This is a genomic window from Lactiplantibacillus paraplantarum (assembly GCF_003641145.1).
Lineage (GTDB): Bacteria > Bacillota > Bacilli > Lactobacillales > Lactobacillaceae > Lactiplantibacillus > Lactiplantibacillus paraplantarum.
This window is the reverse complement of sequence record NZ_CP032744.1, coordinates 1,161,171-1,180,180: the sequence shown is the minus strand read 5'-3', so window position 1 is coordinate 1,180,180 and position 19,010 is coordinate 1,161,171. Positions and strand designations below refer to the sequence as shown.

At 43.7% G+C, this 19,010-nt stretch carries 14 protein-coding genes and 2 tRNA genes; 4 read left to right on the top strand and 12 right to left on the bottom strand.

What is annotated here, in order from left to right; genetic code table 11:
* Window positions 1–137: 137 nt before the first annotated feature.
* From LP667_RS05680 to LP667_RS05630, 11 genes are all read right to left on the bottom strand, one after another.
* Entirely contained in the window at window positions 138–584 is a 447-nt protein-coding gene (locus tag LP667_RS05680; RefSeq protein ID WP_021731361.1) for a GNAT family N-acetyltransferase, read from the bottom strand.
* A gap of 124 nt (window positions 585–708) precedes the next feature.
* Window positions 709–783: transfer RNA gene (locus LP667_RS05675), tRNA-Asp, on the bottom strand.
* 56 nt (window positions 784–839) lie between these two features.
* Window positions 840–910 (bottom strand) — tRNA-Gly (locus LP667_RS05670).
* A gap of 62 nt (window positions 911–972) precedes the next feature.
* The gene (locus LP667_RS05665) at window positions 973–1,218 is read right to left on the bottom strand and encodes a hypothetical protein (RefSeq protein ID WP_021731360.1); all 246 of its coding nucleotides are present in this window, start codon (window positions 1,216–1,218) and stop codon (window positions 973–975) included.
* 128 nt (window positions 1,219–1,346) lie between these two features.
* Window positions 1,347–2,738: an MATE family efflux transporter gene (locus LP667_RS05660; protein ID WP_021731359.1), complete on the bottom strand. Its 1,392-nt coding sequence runs from the start codon at window positions 2,736–2,738 to the stop codon at window positions 1,347–1,349.
* Between the two features lie 328 nt (window positions 2,739–3,066).
* Window positions 3,067–4,842, bottom strand: coding sequence for an SLC13 family permease (locus LP667_RS05655; RefSeq protein WP_021731358.1), 1,776 nt, complete (start codon window positions 4,840–4,842; stop codon window positions 3,067–3,069).
* 619 nt (window positions 4,843–5,461) lie between these two features.
* Entirely contained in the window at window positions 5,462–7,201 is a 1,740-nt protein-coding gene (locus tag LP667_RS05650; RefSeq protein WP_021731356.1) for an aryl-sulfate sulfotransferase, read from the bottom strand.
* Window positions 7,202–7,249: 48 nt separating this feature from the next.
* Window positions 7,250–8,233 carry a DHH family phosphoesterase gene (locus tag LP667_RS05645; RefSeq protein WP_225366505.1) on the bottom strand — a complete coding sequence of 328 codons (984 nt, stop codon included), beginning with the start codon at window positions 8,231–8,233 and terminating at the stop codon, window positions 7,250–7,252.
* Window positions 8,196–8,819 (bottom strand): adenylyl-sulfate kinase, encoded by a 624-nt coding sequence (gene cysC / locus LP667_RS05640; RefSeq protein ID WP_021731354.1) that lies wholly within the window; start codon window positions 8,817–8,819, stop codon window positions 8,196–8,198. Before cysC ends, LP667_RS05645 begins: the two co-directional genes overlap by 38 nt.
* Window position 8,820: 1 nt before the next feature.
* Window positions 8,821–9,996, bottom strand: coding sequence for a sulfate adenylyltransferase (gene sat, locus LP667_RS05635; RefSeq protein WP_021731353.1), 1,176 nt, complete (start codon window positions 9,994–9,996; stop codon window positions 8,821–8,823).
* Window positions 9,974–11,611, bottom strand: a complete 1,638-nt coding sequence (locus LP667_RS05630) for a sulfotransferase family protein (protein WP_021731352.1) — start codon at window positions 11,609–11,611, stop codon at window positions 9,974–9,976. Before LP667_RS05630 ends, sat begins: the two co-directional genes overlap by 23 nt.
* A gap of 889 nt (window positions 11,612–12,500) precedes the next feature.
* Between LP667_RS05630 and metE the strand changes: the two genes are divergently transcribed.
* From metE to LP667_RS05615, 3 genes are all read left to right on the top strand, one after another.
* Entirely contained in the window at window positions 12,501–14,807 is a 2,307-nt protein-coding gene (metE, locus tag LP667_RS05625; RefSeq protein ID WP_021731351.1) for a 5-methyltetrahydropteroyltriglutamate--homocysteine S-methyltransferase, read from the top strand.
* 13 nt (window positions 14,808–14,820) lie between these two features.
* Window positions 14,821–16,677 (top strand): bifunctional homocysteine S-methyltransferase/methylenetetrahydrofolate reductase, encoded by a 1,857-nt coding sequence (locus LP667_RS05620; protein WP_056988376.1) that lies wholly within the window; start codon window positions 14,821–14,823, stop codon window positions 16,675–16,677.
* 72 nt (window positions 16,678–16,749) lie between these two features.
* The gene (locus LP667_RS05615; RefSeq protein ID WP_021731349.1) at window positions 16,750–17,109 is read left to right on the top strand and encodes a YisL family protein; all 360 of its coding nucleotides are present in this window, start codon (window positions 16,750–16,752) and stop codon (window positions 17,107–17,109) included.
* Window positions 17,110–17,214: 105 nt separating this feature from the next.
* On the opposite strand, the gene LP667_RS05610 is transcribed toward LP667_RS05615, so the two are convergent.
* Window positions 17,215–17,736, bottom strand: coding sequence for a GtrA family protein (locus LP667_RS05610; RefSeq protein WP_050584264.1), 522 nt, complete (start codon window positions 17,734–17,736; stop codon window positions 17,215–17,217).
* A 105-nt stretch (window positions 17,737–17,841) separates the two neighbouring features.
* On the opposite strand from LP667_RS05610, the gene LP667_RS05605 reads away from it, so the two are divergent.
* Window positions 17,842–18,855 (top strand): hypothetical protein, encoded by a 1,014-nt coding sequence (locus tag LP667_RS05605; RefSeq protein WP_056988375.1) that lies wholly within the window; start codon window positions 17,842–17,844, stop codon window positions 18,853–18,855.
* Window positions 18,856–19,010: the final 155 nt, after the last annotated feature.

Genomic DNA, 19,010 nt, shown 5'->3' with positions numbered 1-19,010 from the left:
AGCGCGCTTCCAATGATCCTTAGATTCGGCTTCCATCATCCCGAACTCGCTAGCCTAAGATTTCATTGTACTATTCTTTCTCATTAGACGTATAAATTTTTACCATGCGTTAGTATAACAGACTTTGTTGTTTTTGACTAGTTCAACATCAAAATCATGTCTTGATGGGGAATGCCATCTTCTAAATAAACTTCAGAAACTGGTTGAAAACCAAAGCCACGGTAGAAGCGATCCAAATAATGCTGCGCTTGAATGTTAATTTGGGTCGTTGTCGGCCACAACATTTTAATCTGATCAATAGCTTGCCGAATCAATTGTTGCCCATAGCCCTGCCCGCGCACTTCCGGATTAGTAATCACTCGACCAATCCGCGCCTGGTGATTTGCTTCACGCATTAAACGTGCATACACTAAGAGTTGCCCCGTTGAATCTTGTCCCCGCAAGTGCCAAGCAATCAAATCCGTATCATCGACTTCTTGATATGGACACGTCTGTTCAACCACAAAAACGGCCACTCGCAACTTATAAATCTGTTGTAACTGTTGAACAGTTAATTCATCAAAAGGAATTGTTGTAAATTGCATTTGTTCTCCTTAACTATCGCTTTTGACCGCAAATTTAGTCACTCATTAGTCACGATCTTTTTTTGACTAATAAAAAAGAACGGGTCATCGCTGACTGACGTTCTTGATTATCATCATCTATTGACGGTCCGTACGAGACTCGAACTCGTGATCTCCTGCGTGACAGGCAGGCGTCCTAAACCAACTAGACCAACGGACCATGCGCTCAAGGAGCTTGAGAGTACTACGGTTATTAATCATAATGATTAATAACAAAGCGGGTGACGGGAATCGGACCCGCGACGCAAGCTTGGGAAGCTTGAATTTTACCACTAAACTACACCCGCATTTGACAACAGAAATTAGTATAGCATACATTTTTTCCGTTGTCATGGTTATTTATAAATTTTTAGTCTTCTTTTTCTGGTGCGACTTCCACCTTTGGCGCTGCTTTGATTAGCTTGGCCTCGTCCTTCCGAACAACTGCCCGGTGATTATATTCATTAACAATTGGTTCGTCAGCTTTTTGAAATTCTTTAATTAAGATCAAAACTGAATTTTCATACACTTTTTCAATTTCGCCCTTGAAATCATGTTCTAACGAAGCAAACTTCTTACCAGCGACGTAATCGCCAATTTTTAATTCTACGGCCATGTATAAACTCCTTAACATTTTCTAACCAATAACCCGGTTCACAGTTATCGTAGTTACTGATTATGAGACTTTTAAAATAAAATTGATAACAAATATTATCAAAAAATCAAGCTAGTTGCAAGCCCTAATCACGATTTTTCAGAATCGTCTAATACTGGCACCGCACCTTCAGCCACAGTAGCTTCCATACGTGCCTGCTGCCGTAGATCATGAACCGACTTGATGTAGGCCGGTAACAGCACTGCACATGACCCTAACCAAGCTAACGGCTCCGAACTACAAGCTCCCGCATAGTCAAAAATCCGGACCAAAATCAACGCTGCAAAGACCCGCATGAAGAGTTCCGCCGCACCCGCTAAGGTCGGAATTGCACTGCGCCCTAATCCTTGCAAGGTATTACGCATGATAAATAACATTGACAATAGGATATAAGTACTACCAATCACGTTAAAATACGTTTGTGACAGATTCAAAACGGCCATGTCTTGATGACCGACGAAGAACCCTACAAGCTGTTTACCCCAAATAATTTCAATCAAGCCGGCCGCCACACTGAAGCTCCCCGACAACCACATGGTTTGTTTGACCCCGGTAATAATCCGTTCATACTTGTGAGCGCCATAGTTCTGCGCTGCAAATGTCGCCATCGTTACACCAAACGACATTAATGGCTGCGTCGCAACCTGATCAATCTTTTGTGCTGCAGTCGTTGCTGCCACTGAATTCGTCCCAAGACTATTCAGTGCCGCTTGTAATACGATCGTCCCAATCGCGATAATCGACATCTGAAAGGCCATTGGTAGCCCAACATTCAGGTGTGCCTTCACTTCTGACCAAACTAACTTGAAGTGTCGTCGACCAATATGCAAGATGGGTACTTTAACAATAATGTAGACCACGCACATGAGTGTTGCGATGGTTTGCGCTAAGATCGTCGCCCAGCTCGCCCCGGCAATGCCCCATTTAAAAACCAAAATAAATAACAGTTCCAAGCCAATATTAATTAAGGCACTAATAATCAAAAACCATAGAGGCGTCCGACTATCACCGAGTGCGCGAATGATGTTCGACAATAGGTTAAACGCAATTGGCGCTAACATCCCGCCCAGCATAATTTGCAAGAACGTTCGTGCATCCGCAATAATATCGGTTGGCGTCTGCATCACTAGCAAGATATGATCCACAAAGACTAACGAGAGAATCGTCAAAATGATGCCGACGATTAAACTGACCACGATACTGATTGCAAAGCTACGACGCACCGCTTTAAAATCACGTGCTCCAAAATGTTGCGCGGTCAATATCGATAGGCCGGCCGTTAATCCTTGCGCGAACCCAATAATCAAAAATTGAACACTCCCAGTTGATCCAACGGCAGCCAAAGCCTTAACCCCGAGTGTCTGACCAACGATCAATGTGTCCGATAAACTATAAAATTGCTGAAAAATGTTACCGATTAGTAGCGGAATTGTAAACCAAAAAATTAATTTTAACGGCTTCCCTCTTGTTAAATCGTTCATTTTCGCACTCCTTTCATTAATTAAGATGACGTACTTGTAATCGTTTTCCAATCATTAAGACATACAAGCAAACTTTGCTAGTATATCAACTTTAGATTTATAATACTAGCCCTTTGTTCGCAAATATTAAATAATTTATTTAAATGCTGATTACAGCCGTTACTAGTCGGTTTTAGACCGCCAGTTTTTTTCAAGCTTTGCTCTTGTTAGCCTTGTTGAAACCCGCAGCAATGGCTAACTTAAATATGTGAGGACCCACAAATGCTTTCTGCTTGGACACGCAAAAAAGCTTGCAGGATAGCACCCACAAGCTTTACTAATCAGTTTATCAAAGCACCATATAGAAATAATATGAGACAAACACACAAACTACCATACAAATCAGATTCAATGGAATCCCAACTTTAAAATAATCGGTAAACTTGTAATGACCGGGACCATAAACGATCAAATTCGTCTGGTAACCGATTGGGGTGGAAAAATCCGCCGTAGCCGCGATCGTAATCAACATCACGAGCATCATCACGGGTAGATCTTCCAACTTGGCCGCCGAAACGACTACTGGGAACATCAATGATAACGCAGCCGCATTGGACAAAATCGCCGTTAAGAAATTTGTCACAAAGTAAATCAAGAACATGTAAATAATCGGTGAGGCATCCCCGGTAATCGTTACTAACGATTTAGCAATAAACTTATCGGCACCAACATTCGACATTGCCAGTCCTAGTCCATAACTACTAGCCACTAGAAACAATACATTCATGTCGACTGCTTTCACAATATCACTGATTGAGACACACTTCGTTAAAAATAACACCACACAGGAAGCTGCTAACCCCACAAATAAGTCAATGAGTCCCATCGTAGATACGATGATCGTGGCTACTAGTAAGACAATCGGTAACACATCTTTATACGTGTGTTTGCGTGACTGTACTTGCTGCGAGTTAAAAACATGCAAATCCTTAAGACTGGCTAATTCGTCAGGTTCGCCCGTTGTAATCATGACCAGATTATCGCCACCCTTGAGACGAATCGTCCCCAGGCGTCCCTCTAGATTAACATCGTTACGGCGTATCGCGACAACAACACTACCAAAGACGTTCCGAAAACGAGCTGATTTGATGGTTTGGTTTACTAAACTTGAGGTATCAGGAATTGATACTTCAACTAGCCGCACGCGTTCATTCGTAATATCAGCCATATTAATTTTTTGCGTACTTGGGACTAGTCCCTTAATATTCATCAAGTCATTAATACAGTCAAAAGTTCCCGTAAAATAGAGCCGATCGCCAAGCCGTAAAATCGTTTCATCGGTCACTGGCACGATGGCCTGACCGCGACGATTAATAGCAGCTAAGAACGAACGCGGCAGATTTCGCAACTTGGCAGCCGCCACCGTTTCGTTGAGATGTTCAAAATTATCGCTGATTGTCATTTCAATCAGGTAGTCATTAGGTTCAGCGACCACATCATCAATGCTACTGCCATAATAGGTCGGCAATAATCGGTAGCCAATTGTCAGTAAATAAAGCAAGCCAATAATCGTGATTGGAATGCCAACTACCGCCAGGTCAAATGTCCCAAATTGTTGTAATTTATATTTAGAAAGCAGGCCTTGGGCAACTAAGTTAGTCGATGTTCCTAATACAGTCAATAGCCCGCTTAAAATTGTTGCATAGGATAGTGGGATCAAGAATTTTGAAACTGCCATTCCCTTTTGCTTCGTCCAACGTTGAATCATCGGGGTTAATGTTGATACGATCGGCGTATTATTCATAAATGGCGAGATAACACTGACACTTGCTAACAATCGGATCAATGACCGTTTTTCACTATGACCATCACCTAAGATTCGATCAAACAGCCGCGTAATAATATTACTCTTAGCAATGGCATAAGCAATAATGTACATTAGCGCAATCGTCGCTAAACCATCGTTGGCAAAACCTGACAAGGCATCCGTGGGGGACAAAATGCCAACAAACATTAAGAATGCCAGCGCACACAAGATTACGGCGTTTGGTGTCGTAATTTCCATGGCCATTAATATAAACGATACTAATAATGTGATTAAAACAATTGCAATATTTAAGGTCATCGTCATCGCTCCGCTTCAACTAATTTCATCTCGCTGAGACGTGCTTCCCACCCATAAGTTTGTCGGTATCAGTTAGCGCCGTTCAACATAAGAACCATTGTAGACTTGGAGTGTGAACATAAATGCGTCATGGTATGAATTTATTCTTGATTTACGGATATTTCTGCGACTAAATTGTGACTTTTTTATTAATTCGGCGTTAATCAATGGGCTCGCAATAATTAAATACAGCCGCTCACAGCTAACACCCGTTAATTTATCAGAACCATCGTCCATTTTGATTTCAATCTTCATTCATTAAGTTGTGCAATTGATGATCTAAGTCGTTTTGAAACGTCTTGCGATGATTAAAAAACAATCGTGGTGCCATTATCAATATCAAGCCGACAGTTACTTTCTAAATTACTGCTAACCGAAAAAATAATTCTTTAGCCAAGCATTCGTTAAGTACTGACTAATGTCTAACTATTGTCAGTGGGCCGCAGCTAGCCGCTTTTAGCTTGACAGGCTTTATCAATTTTTCATATTAATTATGATCAACCAAATGAAAAACAAGCTTCCAAGATCAGATTCTATCTGACCTTGAGAGCTTGTTTTTAATCTTTACAATTAAGCTGACTTATTCATTAATTCCATACGTGTGTTTCGTTGGATATAACGAGAACCGTTCCGCTCGGTAGACATAGCCACCACTTGGAAGGCCTGTTAATTCAACGTTAAATACTTGTTGCTTGCGCTTCAAATCATATTCAATAATGTTAGCTGTTTTACCATTATTCAGCCAACCAAAATCAATCAATCGATTGGAAGCACTCAAGTAACGGTTGGAACCAATAATGTTGGCAAAATTCTTCTTACCCAACGACTTACCATAACTACCGACTTGAGAAATCATCTTGGTCTTTTCGTTAATATGGTATTCGACGCCTTCTGAATACTTACCAGATGAAGCCGCCAACGATTTTTTGGTTGTTCCAACCGCAATATTATTGTTAAAGATCATCACATTAAGTGAGTTTTTCTTACCCAATGTGCTTGGATCAACAATTGCTGCATGTTGACCACCCGGCCAGGCAATCTTACCACTCGCTTTCAATAAGTACTTGCGGTATGACTTGGTCCATGCGGAAGTCTTTTTACCAGACAAGATCCACTTGATCTTTTCAGTCTTGTAATCGATCTTCATCACTAAGTTCTGATTACGGCTGGAAATAATCAAGCTCTTATCTGTTTTATCGTAATAGACCGAATTTTGGTGGAACCAATCCTTCTTGCCCATGTATTTGTTAGACTTCGTCGCGTTGTACTTCGTGTAGAACTTCGCTGGCAAAATATTTTTCATATTGATAACTTTCGTAATTTTGCCCGTCTTATGCGAAATGACGATCATCGTATCTTCAACATAAGTACGACCGCCGTCGGAAACCGTCGCAATCAGATCACCGTTTGGCAACTCTGTTACATCATGATGGACTTGGTTATGGTTCTGCTTCTTAGAACCTTTTGCTTTACCCCAGGCCTTATGATTAAATTTATAAGTCTTATAAACCTTACCCGTATAGTCCATTTCAACTAACTCATCAAAATACGAATTTTTAGCATTGGATTTGGTCCAAATCAATAAGTGCCCATTGTTAAGTTGTTTAAAAATGTGTGAGGTTGGTCGCGTCGTGTACCAACGGATATTTCCGTCAGCATCCATCCCAAACGATAAATTTTTCGATTGTTTGCTACCCGAAATTGTTGTCCTCACCATGAAGGTTAACTTGGCATTGCCCGTCCCCAAGACCATTTTCTGTTTGTTAGCCTTCTTAACATTGATCTTGAAGTCCGTTAACGCAGATGGTAGCTTCGCCGTTTTAAGTCGAATAGTCTTCGTTGTTGACGTGCCATCTTTATAAGTCACCTTAATCTTGACCTGATTATTAGTATTGGCATATAACCCGAGTACTGTCAGATCGTGACTCGTCGTGTATTTGCTGACCGTATTTGAAATCGAAGTCTTACTACTCTTGCCGACCACGGTGTAACTTACCTTAGCAGCCTTAGTCGTGTGGAAAATAACCTTCGCTGACAAGGGTGACACACCATATGGATTAACTTTAGTATACATATTATTAACGGTATAGTTCTTATTCTTGACCGCCTTTTTAAGAGTGGCCGTCTCACTAGACTGCGCCTTAATCTCGGTCTTAACTAACCGTGTATTAATATCTTTCTTTGTTGCACTAGCCGAGCGCACCTTGCTAGTCGTCGTTGTAGTGGTGGTTGACTGATGGTACTTGTAATACCCCCAACCACCGCCAACTGCAACAATCACAATAACAATCAGCGCAATCAACCAATTTCGCTTTTTCATTTACCATTCACCGACCCTATCACACTATTTTTATTACATTAATTATACTCAATTCATTGTGGCCTGAGCTACCACTTGCGCTTGCATTTGTTCAATAACTTGTCTAACTGTCGCCAAATCAGGGACAAACGCCCCACTGGCTAACGGATGGCCACCACCATTGAACGTTTTTGCGACCGTATTCACATTAATGGCTTTGGACCGAAAGTGAACCCGAAACTGTCCCTGCGGCGTCTCGATAAATAACAACCACACCTTGACCACCGTCAAGTTACCAAGTAACGAAACAATTGCGTCTTCATCACCATACGCTAGGCCAAAATCGGCAAATAAATGTTGGGGGATGACAACATGCGCCAATCCGCACGCTTCAATTTTTTGCGCACTCAACACATAGCCGTACAATTTGCTTAACGCTGGGGTCAAGTCCATTTCACGATGACTGATGGTGGCAAGGTCAATTCCCGAAGCAGCCAGCTCACTTGCAATTTTCAAAGTTCGCGCCGACGTTTCTGGAACTGAGAAGCGCACGGTGTCGCCAATAATGCCGGCATACAGTTTAGCAGCCACGGCTGATGTTAATGAGAAAGCAGCCGTTTGGGCCAATTCATAGATCATCTCAGAACAGCTACTATAAGTTTCATCCACCCAGTTCAATTGACCATACGGATCATGATTAGGATGATGGTCAATTTTGATAACAAAAGCGTCTGTCGGCACAGTCTCCGCAATCCGTTCATGATTCGCACAATCAACAATAATGACCAAATCTGTTGCTTGGGGCGTTACACTTTGCTGGTCAGTTTGATTAATCCACGCCAAATGGCCCGGAACTGGGGCCATCGCCACAACGAATTTTTCCGGATAAGCCGCCTTGAGCAAGGTAACTAATCCAAATTGGGCACCGATAGCATCGGGATCCGGATTCGTATGACGATAGACCAAGATCCGGTCCATCTTAGCAATTGATTGTGTAATTGCACTGACAATTGCACTAGTTTTCATTGGCAGTGACCAAACTAACGTAATCATGATCAGCAAGATATGTTAACACCTGTTGAACGGAATCGGCTAGTGGTTGTTTAGAAGTATCAATCGTAATTTCTGGTGTAACTGGTGCTTCATACGGATCATCAATCCCCGTAAAGCCTTTAATTTCACCCCGACGAGCCTTCGCGTATAGCTGCTTAACGTCCCGTTGTTCACAGACTTCAAGGGGCGTATCGACGAAAACTTCAATAAATTCGTCAGTATCTAAGTTCGCCCGAACTTTATCGCGGTCAGCTCGGTATGGGGAAATGAAGGCGGTCAACGTAATAACACCCGCATCGACAAATAGCTTTGCAACTTCACCAATTCGACGAATATTTTCTTCTCGATCTTCAGCTGAAAAGCCTAAATTCTTATTCAAACCAAAACGCATATTGTCACCATCTAAAACGTAACTACCGATTTGTTGATCAAATAACGCTTTTTCGACGGCATTAGCAATGGTTGACTTTCCTGAGCCGGACAGGCCGGTAAACCATAAGACAACACTTTTATGCCGATTTAATTGCTGGCGTTCAGCCTTACTAACTTGTGAATGATGCCAAGTAATATTATCTGACTTTGTCATCTTAGACCTCCTGTTGCTGTTCACGTTTACGCTTCAAGCCATCGATAAGCACCCGTGCAACTTCAGGCCGTGATACTTCCTTTGGTGGTACAACGCCCTCGGCGAGCATCTTACGAACTTTCGTACCACTCAACGAGATGTGATCTTCGGCACTGTGGGGACAAGTCTTTTGCGTTGCCATCGACCCACACTTTTTACAATAGAAAGAATTGTCGAACTTGAAGAAGTGCATGCCCATTTCGTCTTCAACTGATGTGATTAATTCTTGAGCTTCATAGGTTCCATAATAGTCACCAACACCGGCATGATCGCGGCCAACAATAAAGTCGGTACAACCATAGTTTTTACGAACAATCGCGTGCAGAATGGCTTCCTTTGGTCCAGCATACCGCATTGCGGCCGGATAAATGACTAACCGAACACGATCTTCTGGATAATAGTACTTCAAGATGGTCTTATAACTTTCCATCCGAACATCCGCTGGAATGTCGTCAGCCTTAGTCTCACCAACCAAGGGATTTAAGAACAACCCATCCACATTTTCTAAAGCTAACTTTTGAATATATTCGTGTGCCCGGTGAATTGGGTTACGGGTCTGGAACCCAACGATTCGTTTCCACCCAAGATCATGAAACATCTTCCGCGTTTCTAATGGTTCCATGTAATAATCACTAAAAGCACCGTGATCTGGCTTATGCAATAGTTTGATTGCGCCGCCCAAATAAACATCGCCGTTGGCATATAACCGTTTGACACCAGGATGAGCTTCATCAGTTGTTTTGTAGACGTTTTGGGCTTCTAGCTGCTTATCTGGAACAAACTTGTCTTCCACCTGCATCGTGCCATAAATCACACCGTCAGCACCCTTGAGGGCAATCTCAGTATTCAATTCGATCTGATCAGCATCGGCTTGCGCAACCCCAAGTGTAATGGGCACACTCCAAATAACACCACTCTTTAAGTGCATCGTGTTAACAACTGAATGGTAATCATCACTAACCATAAAACCAGTCAAAGGACTGAAACCGCCAATACCGATTAGCTCCAAGTCCGAAATATTCCAGTTATTGATTGTTAAACTCGGCAGCTGTTCAGCTGCCTGCCGTGTCTCCTCACTAAAATCCTCTAAATTCACTAATTTACCACCATGAGCTTTAATTCCGTACACTGTTTGCATATTGATCACCCTTCACGTTTAAGATTTCATCATAATTAAGACTTACAAAATGGTTTAAAGCAGCTTGCTGCCGTTCATCCTGACTCGCACGTTGACATAATGCCGTTAAGGTTGCCGCCGCTTCATTTAAGTCCAGTGGCGTACGTAACTTAAAGGTTTCGTCTGGCTGCGAATCATGAACTGGTTGTTCCTTAGTTGGTTCGGCCGCAATAAAGGCTGCAATTGCGGCCTGAGTTGCGGGTGTATCCAGCTGGTCGGCCATCAGTACTAAGTATGGTGGTTGCTCAACTGCATGTAACGTCCGTATCAAGTGCTGAGTAGCTAAGCGTAACGTTCGTCGATCGTCAATCGTTGTCAGATCGTCAGCAATCACCACGTTATGCGTGTCAGCGCCCAATTCAGCGCTGACCGTTGTTAGCATTTCAACAATCTCATTATTCTGAGCATCACCCACGCCCCATAACGTTTCACGCTTGGCGTTTTTACGTAAGTAGTTATTTAAAGCTTCCTTCTGTTCAACGACTAAATAATCTAAGGGGTAGGTCTGTACGGCCAACGTATTGTTATTCAATCGTTCACTCAAATCTTCGGCAATCACATGACTATCGGCCTCTGTTCCGACCATCTTGACTTGACCGTCTTCAAGTAACCCATTAACTTGATTTACTTGATCTTGATCTTCACCAAATACGAAAAACGTCTTACTGTTGATTTTGACATTAAAGTCACGGTACAAGGCCCCGTATTTGGCTAAGTATTGTTCTGTCAAGTCATCAATTCGCTGTTGAAACTCAGCTGAAGCAAAGTAAGCTGGATCAGCCGCTGCTTGGCGGCCAAGTAAGTAAAGTGCCTTAACATCTGGATCTACATCGGTCCGCGCTTCAAAGTCGGCCAAGCTTTCACCACTATCACTCTTCTGTAGTCCTGGATCAATGAAGTCATCAATTTGCGCTTGCAAGGCGGCCTCATCGTTCGTCCACGGTAAATCAAATTGGGTAGCGATTCGTTTTAACGTTGCTAATGTCTGTCCAAATAAGTCCTCGTACGTGACTAAGATACGGTGATCACGGTCGGTATCACGTAAAGAAAGCAGCGTCCGGACTTGCCACTGACGCATCGCCAACGTTGTATCACGATGCCAAGCGCGTTCATTCGAATTAACCACATCCATCGGGTTACGTAACAAAACAATTTCGGCAGGTAGCACCTCCACATCGGCTAAAACATGTTGCCACAATTCAATATAATCATTCATCCGTGGATCTTTAATGGCTAAATACTGTTCATTTTCAAAAAAGGTTTGTAAGTACGTCGTTAACGCTGCCCGGTCCTTTTTGATCTTCGGACTGTCATAATAGCCTTTGAATGCTGGTCGGTACCGAATACGACTTCCAAGTGACTTGTGGATATTGATGACGTCTTTATTTTCAAAATAGCCTTTCGGATTAATCCGCTTGCTAGGCGCCAGTAAATTATCAGTACCAAGGGAAATTCCCATCAAATTAATGCACTTAGTCATGACTGACGTTCCAGAACGACCGCTACCAAGAATCAGAACTGCCTGTTTATTAGGTTGTCGGTGATTAAATAATCGTTGCCATAAGCTTTGACTCATTCTTCATCATCCTCATCATTGTTATTTATTTTTTCTTTAGTGCTTCGCTAGTGGGCTCAACAACTATACTAGCAAGTTAATTGTGAAAATAAGTATCCATAACTCGAAAAAAATGTGATGATTTCATGAAATCAAAGCCTTTTAGCAAGTATATTCCCGGTAATCTGTCGGGTCTTAGGCAGCGGTATTCACCTATCATTTTAGCCAAATATTCAAATTTTAAGACTGTTGAGATTCTTGTATACCGGAGCATTGCTCATCTAAAGGCTTATTTTTACTAATTATCGTCAGCACCCTTAACCAACTTAATCCTTGATTGAATACTTAGCTGTATCCGCCACGTTTCAGCATTGGCAAAAGCACTTGTAGGTCGGCGTCTGATGTATTAATTAGGCCTATCTACATCAAGCCAATTTTTCTAATGGGTCGAAATTGGCTGCATTTGATTGTAAGCATCGTGCCATTTTCCACACTATCCTGCGCATCGTGACGAGTAAGCAACATCATCGCTTGAATATGTGTAAAAGGTTAAAAAATAATTTGACTAAATTAGAATTTGGTGGTATTTTCTAATCAATCATAAAACACGCAAACGTCTCGAAGAGGAAAGTAATCGTCGCTACCCGTGCAGTGAGTTTGGAACAGTGGAAACCAAACCGGAAATCGATTGACGAAAATGGCCTCCAAACGGCACCACTGAGCTTTCGCCAGGTGATGACAGTTAGCTACTGTTACTAAGCTTCCGTATGAAACGTACGGGTTGAGGTCAATATCGTGAGGTGTTGGCAAATTTAAGGTGGTACCGCGAACGGCAACTTCGTCCTTTAATCAGGATGAGGTTGCCGTTTTTTTATTTAAATTATGCGATAAATATAAGGAGTGGGTTTTAATGACAATTATTAATAGTAACTTGGGGTACCCGCGTTTGGGTGAACACCGTGAATGGAAACACTTGTTGGAACACTTTTGGAAAGGTCAGTTAGACAACACCACCTTCCACGCAACTGCTAAAAAATTACGCCTAGCGAACTTAAAAAAGCAACGCGATCTCGGAGTCGACTATATTCCGGTCGCTGACAATTCAGATTACGATCACGTTTTAGATACACTAGTCGCATTCAACGCGATTCCAAATCGCTTTGGTCACTTTGATCACCAGTTGGACTTGCCCGACTACTATGCAATTGCCCGTGGAACTGAGACCGCCGTGGCGGCCGAAATGACCAAGTGGTTCAATATCAACTATCACTACATTGTTCCTGAATTCGATGACGTTTCCTTTAAATTATTAGATAATCGTTGGTTACGGTACTACCAAGAAGCTAAGCAAGAACTTGGCATCGATGGCAAACCAGTAATCTTAGGCCCCGTCTCCTTCCTCAAACTAGGTAAGCGTCATGGACAATACTTAGATGACGCCGCAGTCAGCGAACTACTGCCACACTTATTGCCGCTTTACCAGCAAGTATTTGAAGAACTAGCTGCGGCTGGTGCCAAGTGGATTCAGTTAGATGAACCTACCTTGGTCAAGACGACTACAACCGCTGAACTCATCCCTTACCAAACGGTGCTGACGCATTTGCATACGGCTGTGCCGACCTTAAACATCGAACTACAAACTTATCTTGATAGCCTCGATCAATATGATCAAATCGTGACCTGGCCCGTTCAAGCAATTGGACTGGACCTAGTACACGACCATGGTGAAAACCTGGCCCACTTAGTCGACCACGGTTTCCCAGCTGACAAGATTCTCGCAGCTGGTATTATTGATGGTCATAACGTCTGGGCTAGTGACTTGCAAACCAAACTCGCACTGATTCAGCAATTGCGCCAAATCGTCACCAATGACCAACTCTGGCTACAACCAGCCAACTCATTATTACACGTGCCCATTACAACGAAGAACGAAACCAAAGCCGACCCCGTCTTACTCGGGGGACTGGCCTTCGCGGATCAGAAGTTAACCGAACTGCATACCTTGACTGTCGCTGCCAATCAAGGCGTTGCCGCTGTTCAAGCGGCGTTTGACCGTAATCAGACCAATCTGGCCGCTCTCAACCAGTCCAGTCATCGCAATAACCAGTCAGTTCGCGCCGCTGAAGCTCAGTTGGCTCATCAAAAGTTTGAACGGCAAGCCCCATTCGCAACGCGTATCAAGCTACAGCACGAGCGGTTGCATTTGCCGCTTTTGCCAACGACTACGATTGGGAGCTTTCCACAAAGTGCACAAGTCCGGGCCAAACGCGCGGCATGGCGTAAAGGTAACTTATCAGACGCAGACTACCAGGCGTTTCTGCATGCCGAAACTAAACGGTGGATCAAGTTACAAGAAGACTTGGGACTCGACGTTCTGGTGCACGGTGAATTTGAACGCACTGACATGGTTGAATATTTTGGTCAAAAACTGACTGGCTTCTACGCGACCCAGAATGGCTGGGTTCAGTCATACGGGTCACGGGGGGTCCGACCACCCGTTATCTTTGGCGATGTCGCCTACACTGAACCAATCACCGTTGCTGAGTCCGTTTACGCGCAAAGTTTAACTGATCAACCGGTTAAAGGGATGCTGACAGCACCGCTGACCATTATCAACTGGAGCTTTGTTCGTGATGACATTCCTAGGGCGCAAGTTCAAAATCAGATTGCGTTAGCTCTCCGGCAGGAAGTCCAAAATCTGGAAAAAGCTGACATTAAGATTATTCAAGTTGATGAACCGGCACTTAGGGAAGGCTTACCGCTCAAACAACGCCACTGGCAAGCCTATTTGGACGAAGCCGTGTACTCATTTAAGATCACCACGACTGGCGTCCAAAATGACACCCAGATTCACACCCATATGTGCTACTCTAACTTTGCCGATATCATTGATACGATCAAAGCCCTAGACGCAGATGTCATTTCGATTGAAACATCCCGTAGTCATGGTGAAATCATCAGTGCCTTTGAACAAACCGGGTACGATCAGGAAATCGGTCTGGGCGTTTACGATATTCACAGTCCCCGGGTGCCAAGTGTGACCGAAATCGAAGCTAATATTCAGCGGGCACTACGCGTCATTGATGCTCAGCAATTCTGGATCAATCCTGATTGTGGTCTCAAAACGCGTCAAGAACCCGAAACACTGGCAGCCTTAAAGCACATGGTGGCCGCACGCAATGCCATTCAGGCCCAACTGACCACCAACGTGCACTAAGGAGGTGGTCTCAATGAAGCTTAAACAAGCACTCCAACAGCGGATCCTTGTTGCGGATGGAGCGATGGGCACCCTTTTATATGGTAACTATGGGATTAATTCTGCCTTCGAAAACCTCAACTTGACGCATCCCGATACGATTTTACGTGTCCACCGTTCCTACATTCAGGCCGGGGCAGATATTATCCAAACCAATACGTACGCTGCAAATCGCCTAAAATTAACGCGATATGATCTACAAGATCAGGTCACCACTATCAATCAAGCGGCAGTTAAAATTGCCGTTACCGCGCGTGAACATGCTGATCACCCCGTTTACATTCTGGGAACGATTGGCGGGCTAGCGGGGGATACCGATGCGACCATCCAGCAGGCAACTCCCGCTATGATAGCGGCCAGTGTCACCGAGCAGCTCACCGCCCTGCTGGCAACGGAACAACTTGATGGTATCTTATTAGAAACATATTATGATTTACCAGAACTACTTGCAGCATTAAAAATCGTGAAAGCCCACACCGAGCTTCCCGTAATCACGAACGTTTCGATGTTAGCAGCAGGCGTTTTACGAAACGGCACGAGCTTTACCGATGCCATCGTGCAGCTCAATGCCGCTGGCGCTGATGTCATTGGCACCAACTGCCGGTTAGGGCCCTATTATTTGGCCCAGTCATTTGAAAATCTAGCGATTCCGACCAACGTCAAACTGGCCGTCTATCCTAATGCTGGTCTACCTGGTACTGATCAAGACGGCGCGGTCGTCTACGATGGCGAACCCAGTTACTTTGAGGAATACGCCGAACGGTTTCGCCAGCTTGGTCTGAATATTATTGGCGGTTGCTGTGGAACTACCCCGCTGCATACTAGCGCAACCGTACGTGGTTTAAGTAGTCGCAGCATCGTTGCCCATAACCAGCCGACTGCTAAACCACAGCCGCCAACGCTCGTCACGACTAAAAGTCAGCATCGATTCTTGCAAAAAGTCGCTACGCAAAAAACGGCGTTAGTCGAACTCGACCCACCCCGTGATTTTGATACAACTAAATTTTTCCGTGGTGCCGAACGATTAAAAGCTGCGGGCGTCGATGGTATCACGCTATCTGATAATTCGTTAGCAACGGTCCGCATCGCTAATACGATGATTGCGGCCCAACTCAAATTAAACTATGGCATTACACCCATCGTCCACTTAACGACCCGCGATCATAATCTAATTGGTCTACAATCAGAAATCATGGGCTTGCACAGTCTCGGTATTGAGGACATCTTGGCCATCACGGGTGATCCAGCTAAGCTTGGTGATTTTCCAGGGGCCACATCGGTCGGTGACGTGCGCTCTGTTGAGCTCATGAAATTAATTAAGCAGTTCAATAGTGGCATTGGGCCTACGGGTAAATCACTTAAAGAAGCCAGTGACTTTCGAGTTGCGGGCGCCTTTAATCCTAACGCTTATCGTACCGCGGTATCGACCAAGTCGATCAGCCGAAAGTTGAGTTATGGTTGTGACTATATTATTACCCAACCCGTGTACGATCTAGCAAACGTCGACGCTTTGGCAGATACGCTGGCCGCTAATCACGTGGATGTACCGGTTTTTATTGGTGTCATGCCACTAGTCTCACGACGCAACGCTGAATTTTTACACCATGAAGTGCACGGGATTCGAATCCCACAGGCTATTCTGGACCGCATGGCACAAGCCGAGCGGACTGGTCACGAACGGGCCACGGGTATCGCGATTGCCAAAGAATTAATTGATGGCATCTGCGCCTGTTTCAATGGTGTGCATATCGTCACCCCATTCAACCGCTTCAAAACCGTTATTGAATTAGTCAATTATGTCCAAGCAAAAAACTTAATCAAAGTACAATAAAAGAAACCGCCGCCAACGCCTACTTTCATGCTAAAATTAGACATGAACTGTAAATGTGGAGGCGGTTTTGTCATGTACTTATTAGGACACATTATTGGTTGGCTCTGGCTCATGCTGACGGTCACGATTGGTCTCAGTCGGCACTCAGTCAAATCAGCTAATCGTTTTTTGATTCTTAGTCGTTTAGGATACTTATTGATTATTATAACGGGCGTGGCGCTGGCGATCAGAACGTTATCCGGCAACTGGTGGTTGACACTTTTCAAAGCTATTCTCGGATTAGGTACAATCGGTCTAATCGAAGTCGCCTTTGCGCGTAAGCAAGAAAGCCACTTGAACCATGGCCTTCTCACCTTACTAATTTGTGGCACCTTATTGACCATTATTTGCGGTATCGGTTTGCACTGGCAACTGACTGGTAGTTGGATCTAAAATTCCTATTGGCCGGCAGCGTTGTGATTACCGATGAACGTGATTAACTGCATACTAAAAAAGCAAGCAGCCTTGATAACTGACTACTTGCCTTCCTTACTATCATTAACTATTGCGATCACTCAAGCGTTTCATGATTTGTTGGCGCATCCGCATTTTCTGATTACTTTCCATAAAAATCAATCGCGATGTCCCGTAGTTAAATAGGCCCACCAGAACTTGGTCAATGATTTTAACTAGTAGCGGTGCCCAAAACAACAGTGAAATGCCGACGAACATTAGAAAAGTATCGAAAAAATACGATAATCCTCGGGTCAACATAAAACTAATGAACTCCCGACACCAGTGCCCAAAATCTTGGGATTTAGATTGAAAGACCACCGCTTTGTTGGTAAAAAAACTAAACAAAGTTGCTAACACCCACGCAATTGTGTTGGAAAATAAATAGTGTTCCGCCAGAACTGAATGGAGTACCCAGAATACTAAAACATTCACTAATGCGGCCATAAAGCCAAACAGTGCGTATTTCCAAAAATATTGATATTGATGGTAGATTTTAATCAACCACTGCACGCCGTTCGCCACCGTTTCCTCTAACTCGAAAATATTATACAATAGCAATATCATACCTTGTTATCGGCTACCTGACAAGCACAGCCGTTAAATTGGCGCTTAACAAGCTAGTCGCTTATACTTAAACTAATCTGCAATTCTTTTTGGAGTGAATTATTTATGAGAACTTATTTATTTGTCGCTGGACCGGTCTTCGTCTGTCTAATTTTAATTATTATCTTAATTGCGGTGTTAGTCCATCTCCACCGTGTCAATCAGGCAGCGGACAAACAGGCTGCGTTGTTAAAATCGATTCGGCAGCGGCTGGTCCACCAGACGTTAACTAATCAGGAACAAGATCGTCAGATTACCAAGTTGCAGACCCAAAATAACGGTTTTCGTAACCGACTTAATCAAGCCGTCCCCCACCCCGTAGCCGTACCACAAACCCGGCGAATCAATGCCAATTCACGGGCAATTTTCCGTTCTTACGTCATTGGGCTGGATTACTACCAAAAAGAATTTGAAGCTGCTTTGGCCGATGCCAGTGCCCGAGGTTACTTTAAACCTTATGGTGGTTATAATGATTCTGGCCTTAAAGCGGATTATCTCTATGCGAAAAAATATCGGGTGGACGCCAATGCCAATATCGGTGAAATTCAATTGGTTGAAGAAGTCGACGGTCCTCAGCGGTCAGTGCGGGTTGAATTAAAAGTTGCTGAACACGGCTATACCATTGGTTATCTGCCAAAAAAGCAGGTCGACGAAGCTTTCAACGTAATCGATATTTATGCTAATTCAGTCATGACACTTTCCTCCAAAACTAACTTGACCGGTGGCGAATGGAAAATGGCTATTGATGCCGTTGACGAAATGCAGTATATGAATGATCCGAATGCCCAAAATCGGGCTCTACCCGACTATGGTGCCATTGATACGCCATTAAAAATCAAAACTGGTAAGAAGTCCTACTTCTTGCAATTTACATTATATGAAATGGAAATCAGCAACGACGAGATTCCGCTCTATAGTTTAGTCGACACGGTCGACGGTCAACGCGGCTCGATCGTTGAAGTCGATGCCGGGCCGGTCTCGTATGTCATTGATGTTCAAGCTGGGCCGCAGACTGGTTCCAAGATTACCGTCATTCCAGAACAAATTGACCGTGTTATCTGGGTTCCAAACTGGAAATAAGGGCAGCGGGATGATCAAGTGAGGTTATTTTAATGAAAAAATTAATCTTAGCAGTATTGTTACTTTTATCAATCGGTGTGATGACCGTCGTCGATTTGAACGTTATCCGGCAAGCCCCCTATCCGAGCTTGTCCCAAGAACAAATAAAATAAGGA